This window comes from Hungatella sp. SL.1.14, assembly GCF_024460495.1.
Taxonomy (GTDB): Bacteria; Bacillota; Clostridia; order Lachnospirales; family Lachnospiraceae; genus Hungatella; species Hungatella hathewayi.
The window spans coordinates 214,247-230,198 of the sequence record NZ_JANFYJ010000006.1; the positions used below are offsets into that span (position 1 = coordinate 214,247).

Here is a 15,952-nt window from a genome sequence, read left to right on the forward strand (position 1 = left end):
GGTCATGGTTTCAAACAGAGAAGAACGGCTGGACCGTCTGACCAATACGTGGACAGAGGCTTCGGCTGAAGTGATGATTAGCGAATACTTAAAAGATACGGAACACTGGGGAGGCGATGGCCTTTTTTTTCTGGAGGCGGCAAATGGAGGGACAAAACTTTCGGAAGCTTCTGTAAAGCAGGCGGCCTTTCTGCTGCAGTGTACCCTGAGGCGGACAGATCTTGTGGCGAGAGTGGGAGAAGACTGTTTTCTCATCTTTCTTCTGGGATGCCGCAGCCGGGAAGACGCGCTTACTTCCATGAACAGTGTCAGGGAGTGCCTGGAGCGTTTCGCAGGCCTTTCTGTAACCGCTGGAGGTGTACTGACAGACGGCCGGGAGGAGACTTACGAGCTGCTTCGTGAGAGGGCGCTGGCGGCTCTGGCGCATGCGAAACGGGAGAAAAGGCCTTTCTGTTTTGCTGAGGAGTGTGAATGCGGGGATGGAGAGGAGACAGCGGCAGAAATGCATGCGGCAAAAGGCTGTTTGATCCGTCCTGTTCCTGAATACATAGAAGACAGCGGAAAAGCCGATATGGAGTTTGTCCGCATCATGATGGATCAGCTTCTGCCCGGAAAAAAGGAGTGCTCCATTGAAAAGGGACTGGAACGGATCTGTGCATATTACGGATGCGGCGAAGCCTATATTCTGGAGCGCAAATCAGGGGGAAAGGACTATGAGATATCCTTTTCCTGGAGGGAAGAGAAGCCGATGGTCCGCAACGACCATTTGAAGACAGCTCCAGGACTTATCGTAGACCGGTATCTGGATTTGTTCCGGAACCGGGAAGTGCTGGCCTGCAACCGGATCTGTGAACTGGAGATTCTGGATCCCGTCATTGCGGAGCGCCAGAAACTGAGAAAAACGAGAGCCCTGATGCAGTTCCCGATTATGGAAAACGGGGATTATATCGGATATATCAGTGTGAACGACAGCAAAAAGGAGCGGCTCTGGACGCTGGAGGAGACCATGACCTTTGCGCTGGCCGGGCGGGTCCTGGCAGCCCGTATTCTGGAATGCCGTTTTCAGCGTTTCGCACAGATTCTGATAGACCATGACCGGCTGACAGAGGCATGGAATTACAACCGGTTCTTAAGCGAGGGGCGAAAGCGCCTGAAGAGAGCGCCGCTTTTACAGGCGGTTGTTACCATGGATATCAAAAATTTCAAGGTGATTAATGCCAATTACAGCTACGAGACGGGGAATGATATTCTGGTGGGCATCAGTTCTCTGCTCAATCATTTTACCGGCGGCGGGGAGTGCTTTGCCAGAATTGAAGCTGATAAATTCGCACTGCTTCTGGAATATCAGACGGTTAATGGCCTGCAGCACCGTCTGGACCAGCTGCTGCGGCGGGTGGAACAGATCCCGCGGGAAGAGAAAAAGGATTTTTCGATCAGCTGTATCATGGGCGTGTGCCTGGTGGAGCCTGGAGACACGGATATGTCGATCCTGGTAGACCATGCCAATATGGCCAGAAAGGCGTTAAAGGATTACCATAAAAGTATATACAGTTTTTATAACAGGGAGGCGGAACGCAAGTTCGCAAAGGAACGGGAGCTTGCATTTCGTATGAAGAGTGCGGCGGATAATGAGGAATTCGTGGTTTATTACCAGCCCAAGGTGGATCTGCCCCGAAAGCGCTGTATCGGGTTTGAGGCGCTGGTACGATGGAAGCTGCCGGAAGGCCAGATGATTCCACCCGACGAGTTTATCCCGCTGTTTGAGAAAAACGGCTTTATTACGGAACTGGATTTATACGTGTTTGAGAGAGTCTGCAGGCTGATTAAAAGCTGGAAGGACAGGGGCAGAACACCGTATCCCATTGCGGTGAACATCTCCAGAATTCACTTGACGAAGCCTGATTTTTTAGAGGAGCTGGAGCAGATTGCCGGAAAATACGGTGTGGAAAGCCGGTATCTGGAGCTGGAGATAACGGAGAATGCATTTTTAAATAATCCCGGGGAAATCCTTGAGGTGGCAAGACGAATCAAGGAGAGAGGATTTGTCCTGTCCATGGACGATTTTGGTACGGGTTACTCATCGCTGAGTCTGCTCAAGGATCTTCCGGTTGATATTATCAAGCTGGATAAGGAATTTTTCCAGAAGCTTCTGAGCGACCGGGAAAAGATCATCATTGCCAACGTGATTCATCTGGCCCATGAACTGGATATTCAGGTGATTTCGGAGGGAATAGAGACGGCAGAGCACGAGGCGTTTCTGACGGAGATCGGCTGTAATCTGGCTCAGGGCTACCGGTACGGGAGACCTGCGCCCATTGAGGAATACAAGGATCTGACGGATGAATGAAGAAAAGGAGGGGCACACGTGGAACAGGAGACGCTTGACAGAGAGAGTCTGTATCTGAATTATGAAGGCCAATGGGAACTGATGGCTTTAGAACAGGTGGAAGTGATTCTTCCGTGCCCTGATATGATCGAAGTGCCGGGGGCTCCCGAGAAGATTGTGGGTATGATTTATCATGCGGGCGGCCTGATTCCTGTATTCAGGCCGGAAAAAGGCATGAAAACGGTGCCGAAGAAAGCGCCGGCGTGTGTCGTACTGATCAGAAAAGAGGACGGAAGCTTATATGGAATGGCGGCCGATGAGGTTACCGGAGGGGACGCGATTGATACGGTTTACGAATGAGGAGTTTACACAGTTAACGACCTATATGTCCAGCCAGTATGGAATTGATCTGTCAAAGAAGAAGATTCTGGCGGAATGCAGAATGAACGGGGAACTGGAAAAACGCGGTAATATCTCCATGGGAGAATACATGAGACAGATGGCAGAGGACAGGACAAAGCAGCTTGAGGCCATCCTGCTAAACCGTCTGACTACTAACTATACATACTTTATGAGAGAGCCGAAGCACTTCGATTTCCTGCGGGAAAACATACTTTCCAATCTTACGCCGGAATGGGGACGGCTTTCGTATCAGATCTGGTGTGCCGGATGCTCCAGCGGTGAAGAGTGTTATTCTCTGGCTATGATTTTGCAGGATTATAAGGATCAGGGCAGATGGCTTCCGCCCTTTTCCATCGTGGGTACGGATATATCGGAGCAGGCCCTGGCTGTGGCCCGGAATGGCAGATATCCGGCCAGGGAACTGGAGAATGTTCCGGTTCTGTGGCAGCAGAAGTATCTGGCCATGGACGAGTCGGGAAACTCGTTTGAGATCGGCCATGCCATAAGAGAAAAAGTCCGGTTTCAGCACATGAATCTGCTGAAGCCCAGTGTGGGGCTGGGGCAGTACGATCTGGTCCTGTGCCGCAATGTGATGATTTACTTTAACGAGGAGTCAAGAAAGAAACTGATCGATAAGCTGTACCGGGCATTAAAACCCGGCGGCTATCTGTTTGTGGGGCATACGGAATTACTGCCCAGAAACCATGAACTGTTTGAGTATGTGTGCCCGGCTGTTTACAGAAAGTAAGGAGCCGCCCGCTTTACGTCGAAGGGGGGAAGAGTCAGTGGGAGGTCAGGCAGAAAAGAAAAGCAGATATCTGGTGGTGATCGGTGCTTCGGCAGGCGGTCCTAAAGCCGTGCTGACGGTTCTGAAGGATCTGCCTGTGACCACCTGCGGAATTCTGGTGGTCCAGCATTTAAGCCACGGGTTTTCCGGGAAATTTGCGGACTTTTTGAATCCTCAGTGCCGGATGCAGGTAAAAGAGGCACGGTCCGGAGAGGCAGTCTGCGACGGTACGGTTTATATTGCCCCGGACGGATGCCAGTTGACGCTGGGAAAGCTGGAGGATGGCTTTATAATCCGCTGTATTCCGGGGGAACGGTCCGGCGGCTTCTGTCCTTCCATCAGCGTCACCATGCATTCCGTCGCGGAGACGGTGAAAGAGAATGCCATGGGGATTATCCTCACGGGTATGGGAGGAGATGGCTCCGACGGGCTGCTGGCCATGCGTCAGGCAGGAGCCTGCACCATCGCTCAGGATAAAAAGACGAGTGATATTTACTCCATGCCGGAATCGGCTTACCGAAACGGCGGAGCGGAAAGACAGATGGAACTTGGACGAATAAACGGAGAGATTACCAGGTTCTGCATGAATATGAATAAGAAAACCGGGAGGTAAGGCATGGAAAAGCCATTGATCTTGATAGCAGATGATGCGATGTTTATGAGAAAAGTCATTAAACGCGCGCTGTCCCAGGGGGGATACGATAACTTTGTGGAAGCGGGAGACGGTGTGGAAGCAGTGGAGAAATATAAGGAGTATCAGCCGGATCTGATGCTTTTGGATATTACGATGCCGGAACGGTCCGGGCTGGAGGTACTGAATGAGGTATTGGCGTTTAACAGGAACGCAAAGGTCATCATGTGTTCTGCAGTGGGGCAGGAGCAGGTGATTGCGGAAGCGATTCGCTGCGGTGCATCCGATTTCATTATCAAGCCGTTTAAAGACGAGGAGATCTTAAAAATTGTAACAGCGTATTTGTAACAGGAGGGAGAAATGAAGGACGAAAGAGAACTGCCGTATGGAACGGCGGCAGAAACGCTGCTGGAAATGGGGAATATCGGAACCGGAAGCAGCATGGCTTCTTTATCCCATATCATAGGAGAAAAGGTGTGTTATGCGCCTCCGGTCATGAAGAGGGTCGACTATGACGGGCTGGCGGAGTGGATTGGTTATGCGGAGGAAAATGTGGTGGCAGTTCTGATCCCATTTGCAGGCGACATTAACGGCATGCTTCTTCAGATATATAAAGAAGAGATGAAGGATGTCATTCTTAGAAAGCTGCTGGGAACGGAGCAGGTCCCTGACGAGATGGATGGGCAGATGCTGGATCTGCTCAGGGAGACGGCCAATATTATGGCGTCCTCCTATTTAACGGGGCTTTCCGCCTGTGCCGGATTGAGAATCATACTGGCGGATTCGGCCGTATCCATGGACATGACAGGGGCCATTATTACGTCTCTGATCGGAACAGCTGCGGGATCATTTCCAGGCGGGATCTGTATCGGCAATAATTTTTCGACGGAGGCATCGCTGCAGGAGTGCTGTATGCTTATGGTCCTTCGTGAGGACTCCGTTTCAGAGATTATGAAAGCGGTGGAGGTGAACGGATGAGCGAAATCGTGATAAAGCCTGACCAGATGGCGGTGGTGAAGGGGGAAACGGTTCTCGTCACCATGGCGCTGGGGTCGAGTCTCGCCATCTGTATGTATGACGAGGAAGCCGGGATCGGAGGGATGGTACATACCCTGCTTCCAGGGATTCGGCGGGACAACGCGGGAAAAAACGGCCTGCGGTATGTGGACACGGCGGCTCTGGCGCTGTATGAGGCCATGAAGGAGGCTGGAGCGGCACCGGAACGGATCCGTGTAAAGCTGGTCGGAGGCGCGAAAATCTTCTGTTTTGCCGGACAGGCCGGACAGCCGGATATCGGCAGGGAGAATGTGATCTGTGCAAGAAAAACGCTTCAGGAACTGGAGGCGGTGATTGTATCGGAGGATACGGGTGAAAATTATGGACGGAGCGTTCATTTCCTTGCGGGCAGCGGAAGACTGGAGATAGAAACGGTAAACCGTTCCAGATACTGGATATAGAATGACAGGTGGAAGGAAAGAGCTGATGAAGAAAATAAAGAACTTGAAAATTGGAAAGAAGCTCATGGTTTCTTATGGCATTATTATCATTTTTTACATCGTAACCGTGATCGTCTCTCTGTTTGGAGTATACAATGTAGCAAAATCACTGGATGTCTTTTATAATAAGGCGTTTACGGCGTCTTATACCGCAGGGAACTTAAGGGCCTCCGTACAGAATATCGGACGCACGATCCTGAGCATAGCCACGGAAGGGGTGAATGTGGACCGACAGGAGCAGCTGGCAGAGATCGACGCGATTCTCAGCGAGATGGACACGAACTTAACCATACTGAAAGAACAGATGCCGGATAATGAACTGGTGAATCAGCTGCGGGAATCCCTGAAAAACCAGAAGCAGTACAGAGAGCCTGTCATAGAGGCGCTGAAAGAAGGGGATGACGAGAAAGCGCTCCTGTTATACGGGAAGGATTACGAGCCCAATGCGGAGAAGACGAGGGAATGTCTGGAAGCGATTACCGCATACTCCAAAACGAATGCGGAAATATACCTTGAAAGAGGGCATGAAGTCAGGCAGCGGATGACGGCTGTGATCCTGGTGCTGTCGTTTCTTCTTTTAATCATAACGGTTGTTTTCTGCTTTTTTATTACAAAAGGGATTACGGAGCCGGTTCGTGAAGTTCGGGAAGCAGCAAGGAATCTGGCGGAAGGGAATCTAAGTATTCAGCTGAAATACAGGTCAGGGGACGAACTTGGAGAGCTGGCAGACAGCTTCCGGGAAACCATCAGTGCTCTGAACGATTACGTATCCGCAGTGGAAGAGGGCCTTCTGGCGGTTGGAAATGGAAAACTGAACTACCATCCCGAGACGGCGTTCAAAGGCGATTTCGTTGCGCTGGGGAAGGCGATGGAACAGATTACCAGTCTGTTAAACCGCGCCATCATGCAGATTGCCTGTACGGCAGATCAGGTGGCCGGAGGTTCCGAACAGGTTGCGGGCGGTGCACAGGTCCTTTCTCAGGGAGCGACTGAGCAGGCCGGATCCATGGAAGAACTGGCGGCCAATATCAATGAGATATCGGACAGCGTAAAGAGCAATGCCAATGACTCTGTGATGACCAGTAAAAAGGTAGATGAGGTGAGCGGTCTGGTTACCAGAAGCAGTGACGAGATGAAGGCAATGGTTCATGCCATTCTGGAAATCCGGGAGAACTCCAGTGCAATCGGGAGTATCGTAAAGGAGATTGAGGACATTGCGTTCCAGACGAATATCCTGGCATTGAATGCCTCCGTGGAGGCGGCAAGGGCCGGAGAGGCGGGCCGGGGATTTTCTGTAGTGGCGTCTGAAGTGCGTCACCTTGCGGCAAAGACGAGGGAAGCTTCCGGGATGATGGCCCGGCTGGCGGCACAGACCACTGAAAAGGTTGACGGCGGCACCAGTGCCGCGGATAAGACGGCCAGAGCGCTGGATAAAGTGGTTAAAGGTACGGAAGAGATCGGCGCTATGGTAGATCGGATCTCCAGGTCTTCCGTGCGTCAGGCCGAATCCATTATCCAGATCAGACAGAGTATGGAGATGGTGTCTGAGATTGTACAGGGGAATTCCGCTACGGCGGAGGAAAGCGCCGCTTCCAGCGAAGAACTGTCGGCGCAGGCACAGGTATTGAAAAAATTAGTGGAGGAATTTGAACTGTCATGAGTGAGAAGAAAGTGCTGATTGTAGATGATGCCGTGTTTATGCGTTCCATGCAGAAACGTATTATATCCGGATCCGGAGATTACGAGGTATATGAGGCGGGCGACGGTGAAGAGGCGGTTGTGCTGTATGAAAAAATAAGGCCGGGCCTGGTGCTCCTGGATATTTCCATGCCGGGAATGAACGGGATAGAGGCATTAAAACGGATGAGAGAGATCGATGAGAACGCCTTTGTAATTATGTGTTCAGCGATAGGCCAGGATTCCATGATGAAGGAAGCCGTAGACTGCGGAGCCAGGGATTTTATTGTGAAACCGTTTAAAGCAGAGCAGATCGTTCAGGCTCTTAACCGGGCATTTCCATCGTCTGCGGAGGTATGAGATGAATAAATATTCGGATATCAGTGAGAATGCAAAAGACGTTTTAATGGAAATCGGCAATATTGGAACAGGAAACGCGGTCACTGCGCTCTCCAGCATGATTAACCACAGAATCGAAATCGAGCGTCCCAATGTTAAAATTATGAAATTCGAAGAAGTCCCGGCCATGCTGGGCGGTCCGGAGGAAATCAAGCTGGGTGTGCTTTTAGAACTCTCAGGAGATTTAAATGGTATGTTCATGTTTCTGATCAGTACCAAATTCGCACAGACCATGCTTGAAAAACTGCTGGGGACGGAGATCGAAGATATCAAAAATCTGGATGATATGAGCCTTTCCGCGGTATGTGAGATCGGCAATATCATGTGCTGCTCTTATATTAATGCCATGACTGTGATGATGGATTTGAGGGTTCACGTTTCCGTCCCTGACCTCTGTATCGATATGACAGGAGCCATATTGAGTGTTCCGATGATTCATTTTGCGAGGCTGAGTGATGAACTGCTTTTGATTGAGGACAAATACCATTTTGACGATCAGGAGGTGGTCAGCCACATCCTGTTCCTTCCGGAGATACAGTCTCTGGAGCGGATTTTTGAGGCTCTGGGTGAGGAATATGAGGGATAATCCTGTGGTGGTGGGCATTGCGCAGGGAAAAGCAGTCACCCTGCCTGAAAAACTCATTACTTATGCACTTGGTTCCTGTGTAGGAGTATGTTTATACGATGAAAAGTACAAGATTGCGGGAATGGCACATATTATGCTTCCCGATGCAGGTCTCAGCCTGTCACAGGAAAACCCGTATAAATTCGCAGATAAAGGCTGCCGACAGCTTCTGAAGGAGATGGAGCGTCTGGGAGCCAGCCGCTGTTTTATCACGGCGAAGCTGGCCGGAGGAGCAGCGATGTTTTCCAGGTATGAAGCTCTTGGAAGTATAGGGGAACGCAACGTAAAAGCGGTCAAAGCCGTCTTAAGGGAGTTGAATGTGAGGATGACGGCGGAGGATACCGGGAAGAACTACGGCAGAACGATCACATTTGATTCGGCGGATGGAAGCCTGACAGTCAAGTCTATGAGCGCAGGCATAAAGGTTATTTAAGCAGAACATGGAGGTTGGAAGGAGAAAAAGCATGACAGGCGGACAGAAGATATTGGCGGTCGATGACAGCCTGCTGATATGCCAGCAGATTGAAAAGGTTTTAAAAAATGAGGAGTATACGGTTTATCAATCTCACTCAGCGAAGGAGACACTGGAATTACTGGAGAAGGTGAATCCCGATCTGATCCTTCTTGATGTGGTTTTACCTGATATGGAAGGGTATGAACTGTTTGAAAAGATAAAAGAAAAAGACGAAAATCACGCTCCGGTGATCTTTATCACCTCCAAGGACAGTGAACAGGATGTAATCAGGGGGTTCGAACTGGGAGCCTGCGACTATATTAAGAAACCATTCCGGCCGGAAGAACTGAAATCGAGGGTGAAAGCGCACCTTGAGGATAAGCGGGAACGGGATGAACTGAAGACTTTAAATGAGACGCTGAAGGCTAACATGCAGATTTTAAACCGCGTCGCCTACCGGGACGAACTGACCGGGCTTTACAACCGGCGGTTCGTCGTGGAGAAGCTGTCTCAGGATTTAATGGAGCCGGATCGTCAGGACGCGCTGGTCATGATCGATGTGGACGATTTTAAACATGTGAATGACTGTTACGGACACGATGCCGGAGATATGGTTCTTGTCTGTATTTCCAATATCATGGAGAGCGTCTGCCGCAGGCATAAGGTGATCCGCTGGGGCGGTGAGGAGTTCCTGATTATCCTGATGGCGGTAACGAAGCAGGAATGCTACGATGTCTGTGAGGAGATCAGAAAAGAGATCCAGGGATTTCCTTTCCTTCATGGAAGTACCACGTTTTACTGTACTGTAACGCTGGGAATCTCCCTTTACGATAAAGAACAGAGCTTTAAGATGAATATGACGCACGCGGATATGGCGCTGTACCGCGGAAAGAAAACGGGAAAAAACCGTACGATCTGGTATGGTTATGAGGAAGAGTCGGGAGTGTGATTGGTATGGGATTTTTTGACGAGGACACGGGCGAGATGCTTGAGATCTATTTACTGGAAACCAATCAGCTTCTGGACCAGTCGGATGCCATTCTGCTCTCGGCAGAGCAGGAGATGGTATTTTCCAGAGAGAGCATCAACGGCATCTTTCGTGTGATGCACACCATAAAGAGCTCTTCCGCCATGATGGGGCTGACCGGACTGTCAGTTTTGGCCCACCGCCTGGAAGACTTATTTGTGGTGTTTCGGGAAGAACCTTCCAGGCTTACCGGCTATGAGCAGGAGACGTTTGACCTGATCTTTGAAGCCACTGATTTTATCCGGGAAGAACTGAAACGAATGAAATCTGAAAGCTTCGAGCCGGAGCCGGTGGACCGGTTCTGGGATAAGATAGAGGCTCTCGTCCGGAAGGTAAAGGAAAAGAAGATTACGGTCCGCCTGAAGTTTGAGAAGGACTGCCGGATGGAACATGTGCGGGCCTACATGGCGCTCCGCCAGATCCATGATTTGTGTACGGATGTGAAGACGTATCCCGAACATGTGGAGACAGACCCGTCTACAGCGGAATATATCCATGATAATGGTTTCTATATCAGCTTTGCATCGGATGACCCGGCCGCTGTCTTAAAGACGCTTCAGAGCGCGCTGTTCGTGGAATCCTGCACAGAGGCGGCGGGACTGCCGAAGGTGCCGGAAGGCCAGCTGACGGAAGGGCAGACTGTCAAGGAGCCGGAGAACGAAGCCGAGGCACCTGCGCAGAACGGCACCGATTTCATCAACGTCCGGGTGGAAAAGCTGGATGAGCTGCAGAATCTGACGGGCGAACTGATTATTGCGGCGTCTTCCTGGATGGAAGCTTCGAAAGGAAATACAGAGGATGGAAAAAACTATCAGGTAAGCCGTTTCCTGAAGGAGCTGGAGGAACTGGTTATATCCATTCGGATGGTGCCGTTTTCCAATGTGGTTCCGCAGCTGGGAAGGATTGTCCGCGATATCTGCAGGAAGGAAAAGAAAGAGGTTTCTTTCTGCGTCCAGGGGCAGAATGTGGAGGTGGATAAAAAGATCGCGGATGGCATACTGGATCCGCTTCTCCATCTGATCCGCAACGCGATTGACCATGGAATCGAGCGGCCGGAAGAACGTGAGAAGGCAGGAAAACCGCGGACCGGTACAGTTACACTTCTGTTTGCAAATGTTGGAGGAGAGATTGTAGTCAGCGTCAGCGACGACGGATGCGGAATCGATCTGGAACAGGTACGTAAAAAGGGCAGGGAAAAGAACCTGTTCGTGCGTCCGGAGTCCACCTATTCCGATTCGGAGATTCTGGAATTCTGTCTTCTGCCTGGTTTTTCGACGCGGGATGCAGCCAACGAGTACTCGGGAAGAGGCGTGGGGCTCGACGTGGTGCGTCAGATGGTGGAGACGTTCGGCGGCCACCTTCATCTGGAGAGCACGAGAGGGGAAGGAAGCAGGTTTATCATGCATCTGCCTTTGACCCTTACCATCATCGAGAGCATCCGTTTTCAGACGGGGGACCGGTTCTTTGCAGTTCCGGCACACCAGGTTGTTCAGTTTGTCAATTACCAGCCGCAGGGGCAGGGACTGGTGATCCAGGAGGGCAGAGAGTTCTGGATCAGAGAGGGGCGGTATATTCCCGTCATTTCCCTGCGCAGGTTCTATCATATTCCGGGGACACCCAGGACCGGCACGGAAATTATGGCGTATGTCAGAGGGAGCACGAGAGAACTCTGTATCGTGGCTGACCGGGTGGCGGATCAGGGCAGTCTGGTGGAGAAATCGCTCCCTGCCATTTTAGGAAAGCATTTTAAAAAGTATACGGGAATCTCCGGGTGCAGCCTGTTGGGGGATGGAAGCATCTGCCTTCAGCTGGATATAGAGGACCTGGCGCGGAATACGGGAGGTGGAAAGACCCATGAATGACTTGAGGATGGCGGCAGAGAAGGAATGCGGAGAGGAACTGGAGTTTCTGTGTGTCCGCATGCCTGACGCAGTCTATGGATTCGAACTTGCCTGTATCCGGGAGATCATATGGAACAGCCGCATTACTCCGGTACCGTGTGTGCCGGAGTACTATGAAGGACTGTGCAACTGGAAAGGTACGATTATTCCCGCGGCTTCCTTAAATCGAATGACAGGGGAAGAAGAGAGCGCAGCCGGTGATCAGCCGGTGATTGTCATCGCGGAGGCGGGGACTCTGCAGTGCGGTTTCCTCGTACAGGAGGAACCTGAGATTTTAAGAGTGCCGGCAGAGGCGCGGCTTAGCGGGGATACACCGGAACGGATAGGTGAGATTCTGAAGATAAAAGCTGCGTATGCAGGGGATCAGGAAGTAGTTTATGTGATAGATACAGAGGAGACTTTAAAGTGCATGGTGGTATTTGACTGACCCGGACTGATCAGAAGAAGCGTGAAAGAAAAGAGATCCCGGTTTCTGCTGTAAAAAGCGGAAACGGGATCTCTCTGTTATGTGTGGGTATTCCTGTTTACTTTGCCGCTTCCTGCGAAAACTCTGTTGTTACCAGTTTGTCGTAAGGAACGCGTTCGTTAAGTTCGCCGGCTTCCTCCAGGATGTTTTCCAGAAGCTCGAAGCTGTCCTGCTCGAAGACGGTGTCGTCCTTCCAGGTATCCTGATCTTTGTAGCGGCCGACGATGGTGGCGATGGTATCCTCATCGGTCTCCTTGAACTGGGGCTGGATCACTTTGGCGATTTCTTCGGCGGAGTGGGTGTTGACGTATTCCAGGCCTTTCTGAATCGCGTTGGTGAATTTCTGAATGGTGTCGGGATTCTTTTCCAAATAGCTTTTTTTGACGCTGTAGGCGGTATAGGGGACATATCCGGAATCGACGCCGAGGGAGGCGATGACATGGCCGTTTCCTTCTTTTTCCAGACCTGTGGCAAACGGTTCAAACTCGACCGTGTAATCGGCATCGCTGCTGGTGAAGGCGGCGGCGGTCAAACCGAAGTTGATGCTCTGGTCGATGGTTAAATCTGTGGAAGGATCGATCCCGTTCTTCTTCAGGATGTATTCAAATACCATTTCGGGCATGCCTCCAGCCCTTCCGCCAAGCACTTTTTTACCCTTCAAATCAGCCCAGGTAAAATCGCTGTCGGCTTCCCTGCCAACCAGGAAGTTGCCGGCCCGCTGGGTCAGCTGGGCGAAGTTGACGGCGTAATCGTCGGAGCCCTGCTGGTAGACGTAGATGCTGGCCTCGGAGCCCATAAAGCCGATATCGGCGTCTCCGGAGATCAGGGCAGTCATAACCTTGTCGGCGCCTGCCCCGTTGACCAGCTTAAGGTCGAGTCCTTCATCCTCAAAATACCCCAGTTCAATGGCGGCATACTGGGGAGCGTAGAAGATAGAATGAGCGACTTCATTCAGGACCACCGGCTTAAGCTGTTTCCTTGTGGTCGTTTTACAGCCGGTCACACAGACGGCAAGCATGGATACGGCGAGAACGATGCTCACGATTTTTTTCATAGTATTCTCCTTTTTGTTGTTTCTCATAGTGACATTGTATGAAATGTGACAGGCTGCAGTTCCAAACTTTTGCATTTTACAGCGAAGTATGATATACTTTTCACGGAGAATTTTACGAAAGCAGGAGAGGGAATTATGGCATATCGAATGATTGTGCTGGATCTGGATGGCACGCTGACAAACCGGGATAAGGTGATCACACCGAGGACGAAGGAAGCTCTGATGAAGCTGAAAAGCCAGGGAGGAACCATCGTGCTTGCCTCCGGACGGCCTACCTACGGGATTATGCCGCTGGCAAGAGAGCTGGGGCTTACAGAGGATGGCGGTTATATTTTGTCCTTTAACGGGGGAAGGATTATAGAATGCAGATCGGGGGAGACTGTGTTTGCTAAGGAACTCCCTGTGGCCTCTAATAAAAAGATCATTGCGCTGGCGAAGGAACACGGCGTGAATATTCTTACCTATGAAGGCGACTGCATCATTACACCGGACTCCGGGGATATCTACGTAAAAAAAGAATCCGATATCAATAAGCTGGAGGTTCGCAAGGTAGAGAATTTTGCCGAATATGTGGATTTCCCGGTGGTGAAGTTTCTGCTTCTCGACGACGGAGATTATCTGGCTCTGGTGGAACCGAAGGTGAAAGCCGCGCTGGGCCGTGATTACAGTGTATACCGTTCAGAACCCTATTTCCTGGAGGTTCTGCCCAAAGGGATCGATAAGGCGGCATCGCTGGAGCGGCTGCTGACACGCCTCGATATGACGAAGGATGAGATGATTGCCTGCGGTGACGGATATAACGATCTCTCCATGATCCAGTATGCCGGACTGGGTGTGGCCATGGAAAATGCCGTTCTGCCTGTGAAAAATGCGGCGGATTACGTGACTCTTTCCAACAACGACGACGGCGTCGCTCACGTCATCGAAAAATTTATGCTGTCATGAGTGTCCGGGGGTGGACTTTATGACTTTAATATGTTAAAATACTCCATAGATGAAGATACAGCAAAAATGAAGGGGACTGATTGAAACCATGAACAAAAAAATCAAGACAGATGCGGTAGACCATCTGTTTCAGGCGATACTGACACTGAAGACACCGGAAGAGTGCTATACCTTTTTTGAGGATGTATGCACGGTTAATGAACTGCTCAGCTTATCCCAGCGGTATGAGGTGGCAAAGATGCTTCGGGAGGGACGCACGTATCTGGAGATTGCGGAGAAGACCGGGGCTTCCACAGCTACGATCAGCCGGGTGAACCGTTCGCTGAATTATGGTAACGACGGATATGATATGGTATTTAAACGTCTGGAAGAGACAGAAGAGAAATAAAGAAACGCTCCCTTTTGTGGGAACAGATTCCGTAAGGTACTGTTTCCCGAAAGGGAGCGTTTTATCTGCCGGGAAGAACGGGTTACTTTTTCTTTCTGGCCGGATTCGTTTCTCTGAGTTCATCAATCATCTGTTCCACCATCTGCTTTTTTAGATAGACGTCAAAGGACAATTCGCAGATAAAGGAGAATAGCTGTAAGTATTCCCTGTCTTCTTCAGCCAGGCTGTCATCCGTAAAGGTGCCGCCTGCACGCTCGTACTTTGCTTTCACGTCTTCCCGCAGATGTTCCATCTCTTTCGATTCCAGGGAGAAGATCTCTCTGTAGATGTCCTCCAGCGGAAGGTCATCCTTTCGGGCGAAATGTCCCGTGGTAATGGGACGGAACAATTCCTCGATATCGTTGATGGAAAGAATATTCTTAAAATAATAGATAAAAATCAGAAGCAGGATATGCTCTTTGGAATACTTCTTTTTATTGGGCGCAGGCAGCAGGTTGTTCTTGGCATAGTTGTTGATCATGGTTTTCGTCAGCACCTTATCTTCGGGATAGCGTTTCGTATCCTTCAGATGTTCATCCATAAATGTCGTAACCTGGTCCATGTAAAGATCAATGCCCGGAATCGCTTCCGGCCTGATATAGCTTAAGGTATCCAGATGGTTTAGGATATCCTGTATTCTTTCGTCATTCGTCTTCATAGTTTCACCTCATATCCTATTATATAGTATTCAATACTAGATGACAAGAGGTAAATAAGCGAAAAGAAAAACAGGTTTGCTAAATTTTTTTGAGATAACCTAAAAAACTTTCTTGACTTTTGCAGAATGTGTGATAATCTAGTTATATAACATGAAGAACGAAAGGAGATACATAGAATGAAAAAAGTATTGGCTACAGAAAAAGCACCGGCAGCAATCGGACCGTATTCCCAGGCAGTGAGAGGCGGAGATTACGTATACGTATCCGGCCAGCTTCCGATCGATCCGGCAACAGGAGCTTTTGCAGGCGAGGACATCGCTTCCCAGACGAAGCAGTCCTTAAGCAATATCAAGGCGATCTTAGAGAGCGAAGGCTTATCCATGGCGAACGTAGTAAAAACAACTGTTTTACTGCAGAATATCGGTGATTTTGGCGCTATGAATGATGTCTATGCAACCTTTTTTGAGGGCGCATGCCCGGCCAGAGCTGCATTTGAAGTAGCCGCTCTTCCAAAGGCTGCGCTTGTTGAGATCGAAGCGATCGCATACTGCGGAGAATAAGTGACAGATGATAACAGGGGTGTTCCGGACTTACGATTCGGAATGCTCCTGTTTTTTAGCCCTCCGGGCAGGAGGCGCACTCCGCACTGAGGAAGCATGGCTGTTTAAGCAACCGC

Annotated in this window: 19 protein-coding genes; 17 read left to right on the plus strand and 2 right to left on the minus strand. The window is 50.3% G+C overall.

The window, feature by feature from the left end:
• Positions 1–4: 4 nt before the first annotated feature.
• From NE473_RS08990 to NE473_RS09055, 14 genes are read left to right on the plus strand one after another with little or no spacing between them, the layout of a single operon-like run.
• A complete protein-coding gene (locus tag NE473_RS08990) occupies positions 5–2,347 on the plus strand; it encodes a bifunctional diguanylate cyclase/phosphodiesterase (protein WP_055651333.1) in 2,343 nt (780 codons plus the stop codon).
• Between the two features lie 18 nt (positions 2,348–2,365).
• Positions 2,366–2,686, plus strand: a complete 321-nt coding sequence (locus tag NE473_RS08995) for a chemotaxis protein CheW (RefSeq protein ID WP_055651332.1) — start codon at positions 2,366–2,368, stop codon at positions 2,684–2,686.
• Entirely contained in the window at positions 2,667–3,476 is an 810-nt protein-coding gene (locus NE473_RS09000; RefSeq protein ID WP_070102825.1) for a CheR family methyltransferase, read from the plus strand. Before NE473_RS08995 ends, NE473_RS09000 begins: the two co-directional genes overlap by 20 nt.
• A gap of 37 nt (positions 3,477–3,513) precedes the next feature.
• Complete coding sequence (locus NE473_RS09005) at positions 3,514–4,128, plus strand: CheB methylesterase domain-containing protein (protein ID WP_022033255.1); 615 nt, start codon at positions 3,514–3,516, stop codon at positions 4,126–4,128.
• Between the two features lie 3 nt (positions 4,129–4,131).
• Positions 4,132–4,494, plus strand: coding sequence for a response regulator (locus tag NE473_RS09010; protein ID WP_055651330.1), 363 nt, complete (start codon positions 4,132–4,134; stop codon positions 4,492–4,494).
• A gap of 12 nt (positions 4,495–4,506) precedes the next feature.
• A complete protein-coding gene (locus tag NE473_RS09015; RefSeq protein WP_055651329.1) occupies positions 4,507–5,124 on the plus strand; it encodes a chemotaxis protein CheC in 618 nt (205 codons plus the stop codon).
• Positions 5,121–5,603 (plus strand): chemotaxis protein CheD, encoded by a 483-nt coding sequence (locus NE473_RS09020; protein ID WP_055651328.1) that lies wholly within the window; start codon positions 5,121–5,123, stop codon positions 5,601–5,603. Before NE473_RS09015 ends, NE473_RS09020 begins: the two co-directional genes overlap by 4 nt.
• Positions 5,604–5,628: 25 nt before the next feature.
• Entirely contained in the window at positions 5,629–7,302 is a 1,674-nt protein-coding gene (locus NE473_RS09025) for a methyl-accepting chemotaxis protein (RefSeq protein ID WP_070102826.1), read from the plus strand.
• Positions 7,299–7,679: a response regulator gene (locus NE473_RS09030; RefSeq protein ID WP_055651326.1), complete on the plus strand. Its 381-nt coding sequence runs from the start codon at positions 7,299–7,301 to the stop codon at positions 7,677–7,679. The genes NE473_RS09025 and NE473_RS09030 overlap by 4 nt, the downstream gene beginning before the upstream one ends.
• 1 nt (position 7,680) lies before the next feature.
• Entirely contained in the window at positions 7,681–8,304 is a 624-nt protein-coding gene (locus tag NE473_RS09035; RefSeq protein ID WP_055651325.1) for a chemotaxis protein CheC, read from the plus strand.
• Complete coding sequence (locus tag NE473_RS09040; RefSeq protein ID WP_055651324.1) at positions 8,294–8,776, plus strand: chemotaxis protein CheD; 483 nt, start codon at positions 8,294–8,296, stop codon at positions 8,774–8,776. Before NE473_RS09035 ends, NE473_RS09040 begins: the two co-directional genes overlap by 11 nt.
• Positions 8,777–8,807: 31 nt before the next feature.
• The gene (locus NE473_RS09045) at positions 8,808–9,746 is read left to right on the plus strand and encodes a GGDEF domain-containing response regulator (RefSeq protein WP_070102824.1); all 939 of its coding nucleotides are present in this window, start codon (positions 8,808–8,810) and stop codon (positions 9,744–9,746) included.
• Positions 9,747–9,751: 5 nt separating this feature from the next.
• Complete coding sequence (locus tag NE473_RS09050; protein WP_055651355.1) at positions 9,752–11,686, plus strand: chemotaxis protein CheA; 1,935 nt, start codon at positions 9,752–9,754, stop codon at positions 11,684–11,686.
• A complete protein-coding gene (locus NE473_RS09055; RefSeq protein WP_055651322.1) occupies positions 11,679–12,152 on the plus strand; it encodes a chemotaxis protein CheW in 474 nt (157 codons plus the stop codon). Before NE473_RS09050 ends, NE473_RS09055 begins: the two co-directional genes overlap by 8 nt.
• 97 nt (positions 12,153–12,249) lie before the next feature.
• Here the strand turns inward: NE473_RS09055 and NE473_RS09060 are convergent, their stop codons facing one another.
• A complete protein-coding gene (locus NE473_RS09060) occupies positions 12,250–13,245 on the minus strand; it encodes an ABC transporter substrate-binding protein (protein WP_022033266.1) in 996 nt (331 codons plus the stop codon).
• Positions 13,246–13,380: 135 nt separating this feature from the next.
• Between NE473_RS09060 and NE473_RS09065 the strand changes: the two genes are divergently transcribed.
• Positions 13,381–14,190: a Cof-type HAD-IIB family hydrolase gene (locus NE473_RS09065; RefSeq protein WP_039891011.1), complete on the plus strand. Its 810-nt coding sequence runs from the start codon at positions 13,381–13,383 to the stop codon at positions 14,188–14,190.
• Positions 14,191–14,278: 88 nt separating this feature from the next.
• Positions 14,279–14,578 (plus strand): YerC/YecD family TrpR-related protein, encoded by a 300-nt coding sequence (locus tag NE473_RS09070; protein ID WP_006772135.1) that lies wholly within the window; start codon positions 14,279–14,281, stop codon positions 14,576–14,578.
• 82 nt (positions 14,579–14,660) lie between these two features.
• Here NE473_RS09070 and NE473_RS09075 read toward each other — a convergent pair whose 3' ends face one another.
• Entirely contained in the window at positions 14,661–15,275 is a 615-nt protein-coding gene (locus NE473_RS09075; RefSeq protein ID WP_055651321.1) for a DUF1836 domain-containing protein, read from the minus strand.
• Between the two features lie 177 nt (positions 15,276–15,452).
• Here NE473_RS09075 and NE473_RS09080 point away from each other — a divergent pair, with 177 nt between their 5' ends.
• Positions 15,453–15,836: a RidA family protein gene (locus tag NE473_RS09080; protein WP_006772133.1), complete on the plus strand. Its 384-nt coding sequence runs from the start codon at positions 15,453–15,455 to the stop codon at positions 15,834–15,836.
• Positions 15,837–15,952 lie beyond the last annotated feature (116 nt).

Bases quoted from the DNA above. Each gene is read 5' to 3' on its own strand.
- NE473_RS09025 (WP_070102826.1), top strand. From the start codon at position 5,629: ATGAAGAAAATAAAGAACTTGAAAATTGGAAAGAAGCTCATGGTTTCT.
- NE473_RS09075 (WP_055651321.1), bottom strand. From the start codon at position 15,275: ATGAAGACGAATGACGAAAGAATACAGGATATCCTAAACCATCTGGAT.
- NE473_RS09030 (WP_055651326.1), top strand. From the start codon at position 7,299: ATGAGTGAGAAGAAAGTGCTGATTGTAGATGATGCCGTGTTTATGCGT.
- NE473_RS09070 (WP_006772135.1), top strand. From the start codon at position 14,279: ATGAACAAAAAAATCAAGACAGATGCGGTAGACCATCTGTTTCAGGCG.
- NE473_RS09035 (WP_055651325.1), top strand. From the start codon at position 7,681: ATGAATAAATATTCGGATATCAGTGAGAATGCAAAAGACGTTTTAATG.
- NE473_RS09065 (WP_039891011.1), top strand. From the start codon at position 13,381: ATGGCATATCGAATGATTGTGCTGGATCTGGATGGCACGCTGACAAAC.
- NE473_RS08990 (WP_055651333.1), top strand. From the start codon at position 5: ATGGTTTCAAACAGAGAAGAACGGCTGGACCGTCTGACCAATACGTGG.
- NE473_RS09010 (WP_055651330.1), top strand. From the start codon at position 4,132: ATGGAAAAGCCATTGATCTTGATAGCAGATGATGCGATGTTTATGAGA.
- NE473_RS09040 (WP_055651324.1), top strand. From the start codon at position 8,294: ATGAGGGATAATCCTGTGGTGGTGGGCATTGCGCAGGGAAAAGCAGTC.
- NE473_RS09055 (WP_055651322.1), top strand. From the start codon at position 11,679: ATGAATGACTTGAGGATGGCGGCAGAGAAGGAATGCGGAGAGGAACTG.
- NE473_RS09080 (WP_006772133.1), top strand. From the start codon at position 15,453: ATGAAAAAAGTATTGGCTACAGAAAAAGCACCGGCAGCAATCGGACCG.
- NE473_RS09020 (WP_055651328.1), top strand. From the start codon at position 5,121: ATGAGCGAAATCGTGATAAAGCCTGACCAGATGGCGGTGGTGAAGGGG.
- NE473_RS09015 (WP_055651329.1), top strand. From the start codon at position 4,507: ATGAAGGACGAAAGAGAACTGCCGTATGGAACGGCGGCAGAAACGCTG.
- NE473_RS09060 (WP_022033266.1), bottom strand. From the start codon at position 13,245: ATGAAAAAAATCGTGAGCATCGTTCTCGCCGTATCCATGCTTGCCGTC.
- NE473_RS09045 (WP_070102824.1), top strand. From the start codon at position 8,808: ATGACAGGCGGACAGAAGATATTGGCGGTCGATGACAGCCTGCTGATA.
- NE473_RS09050 (WP_055651355.1), top strand. From the start codon at position 9,752: ATGGGATTTTTTGACGAGGACACGGGCGAGATGCTTGAGATCTATTTA.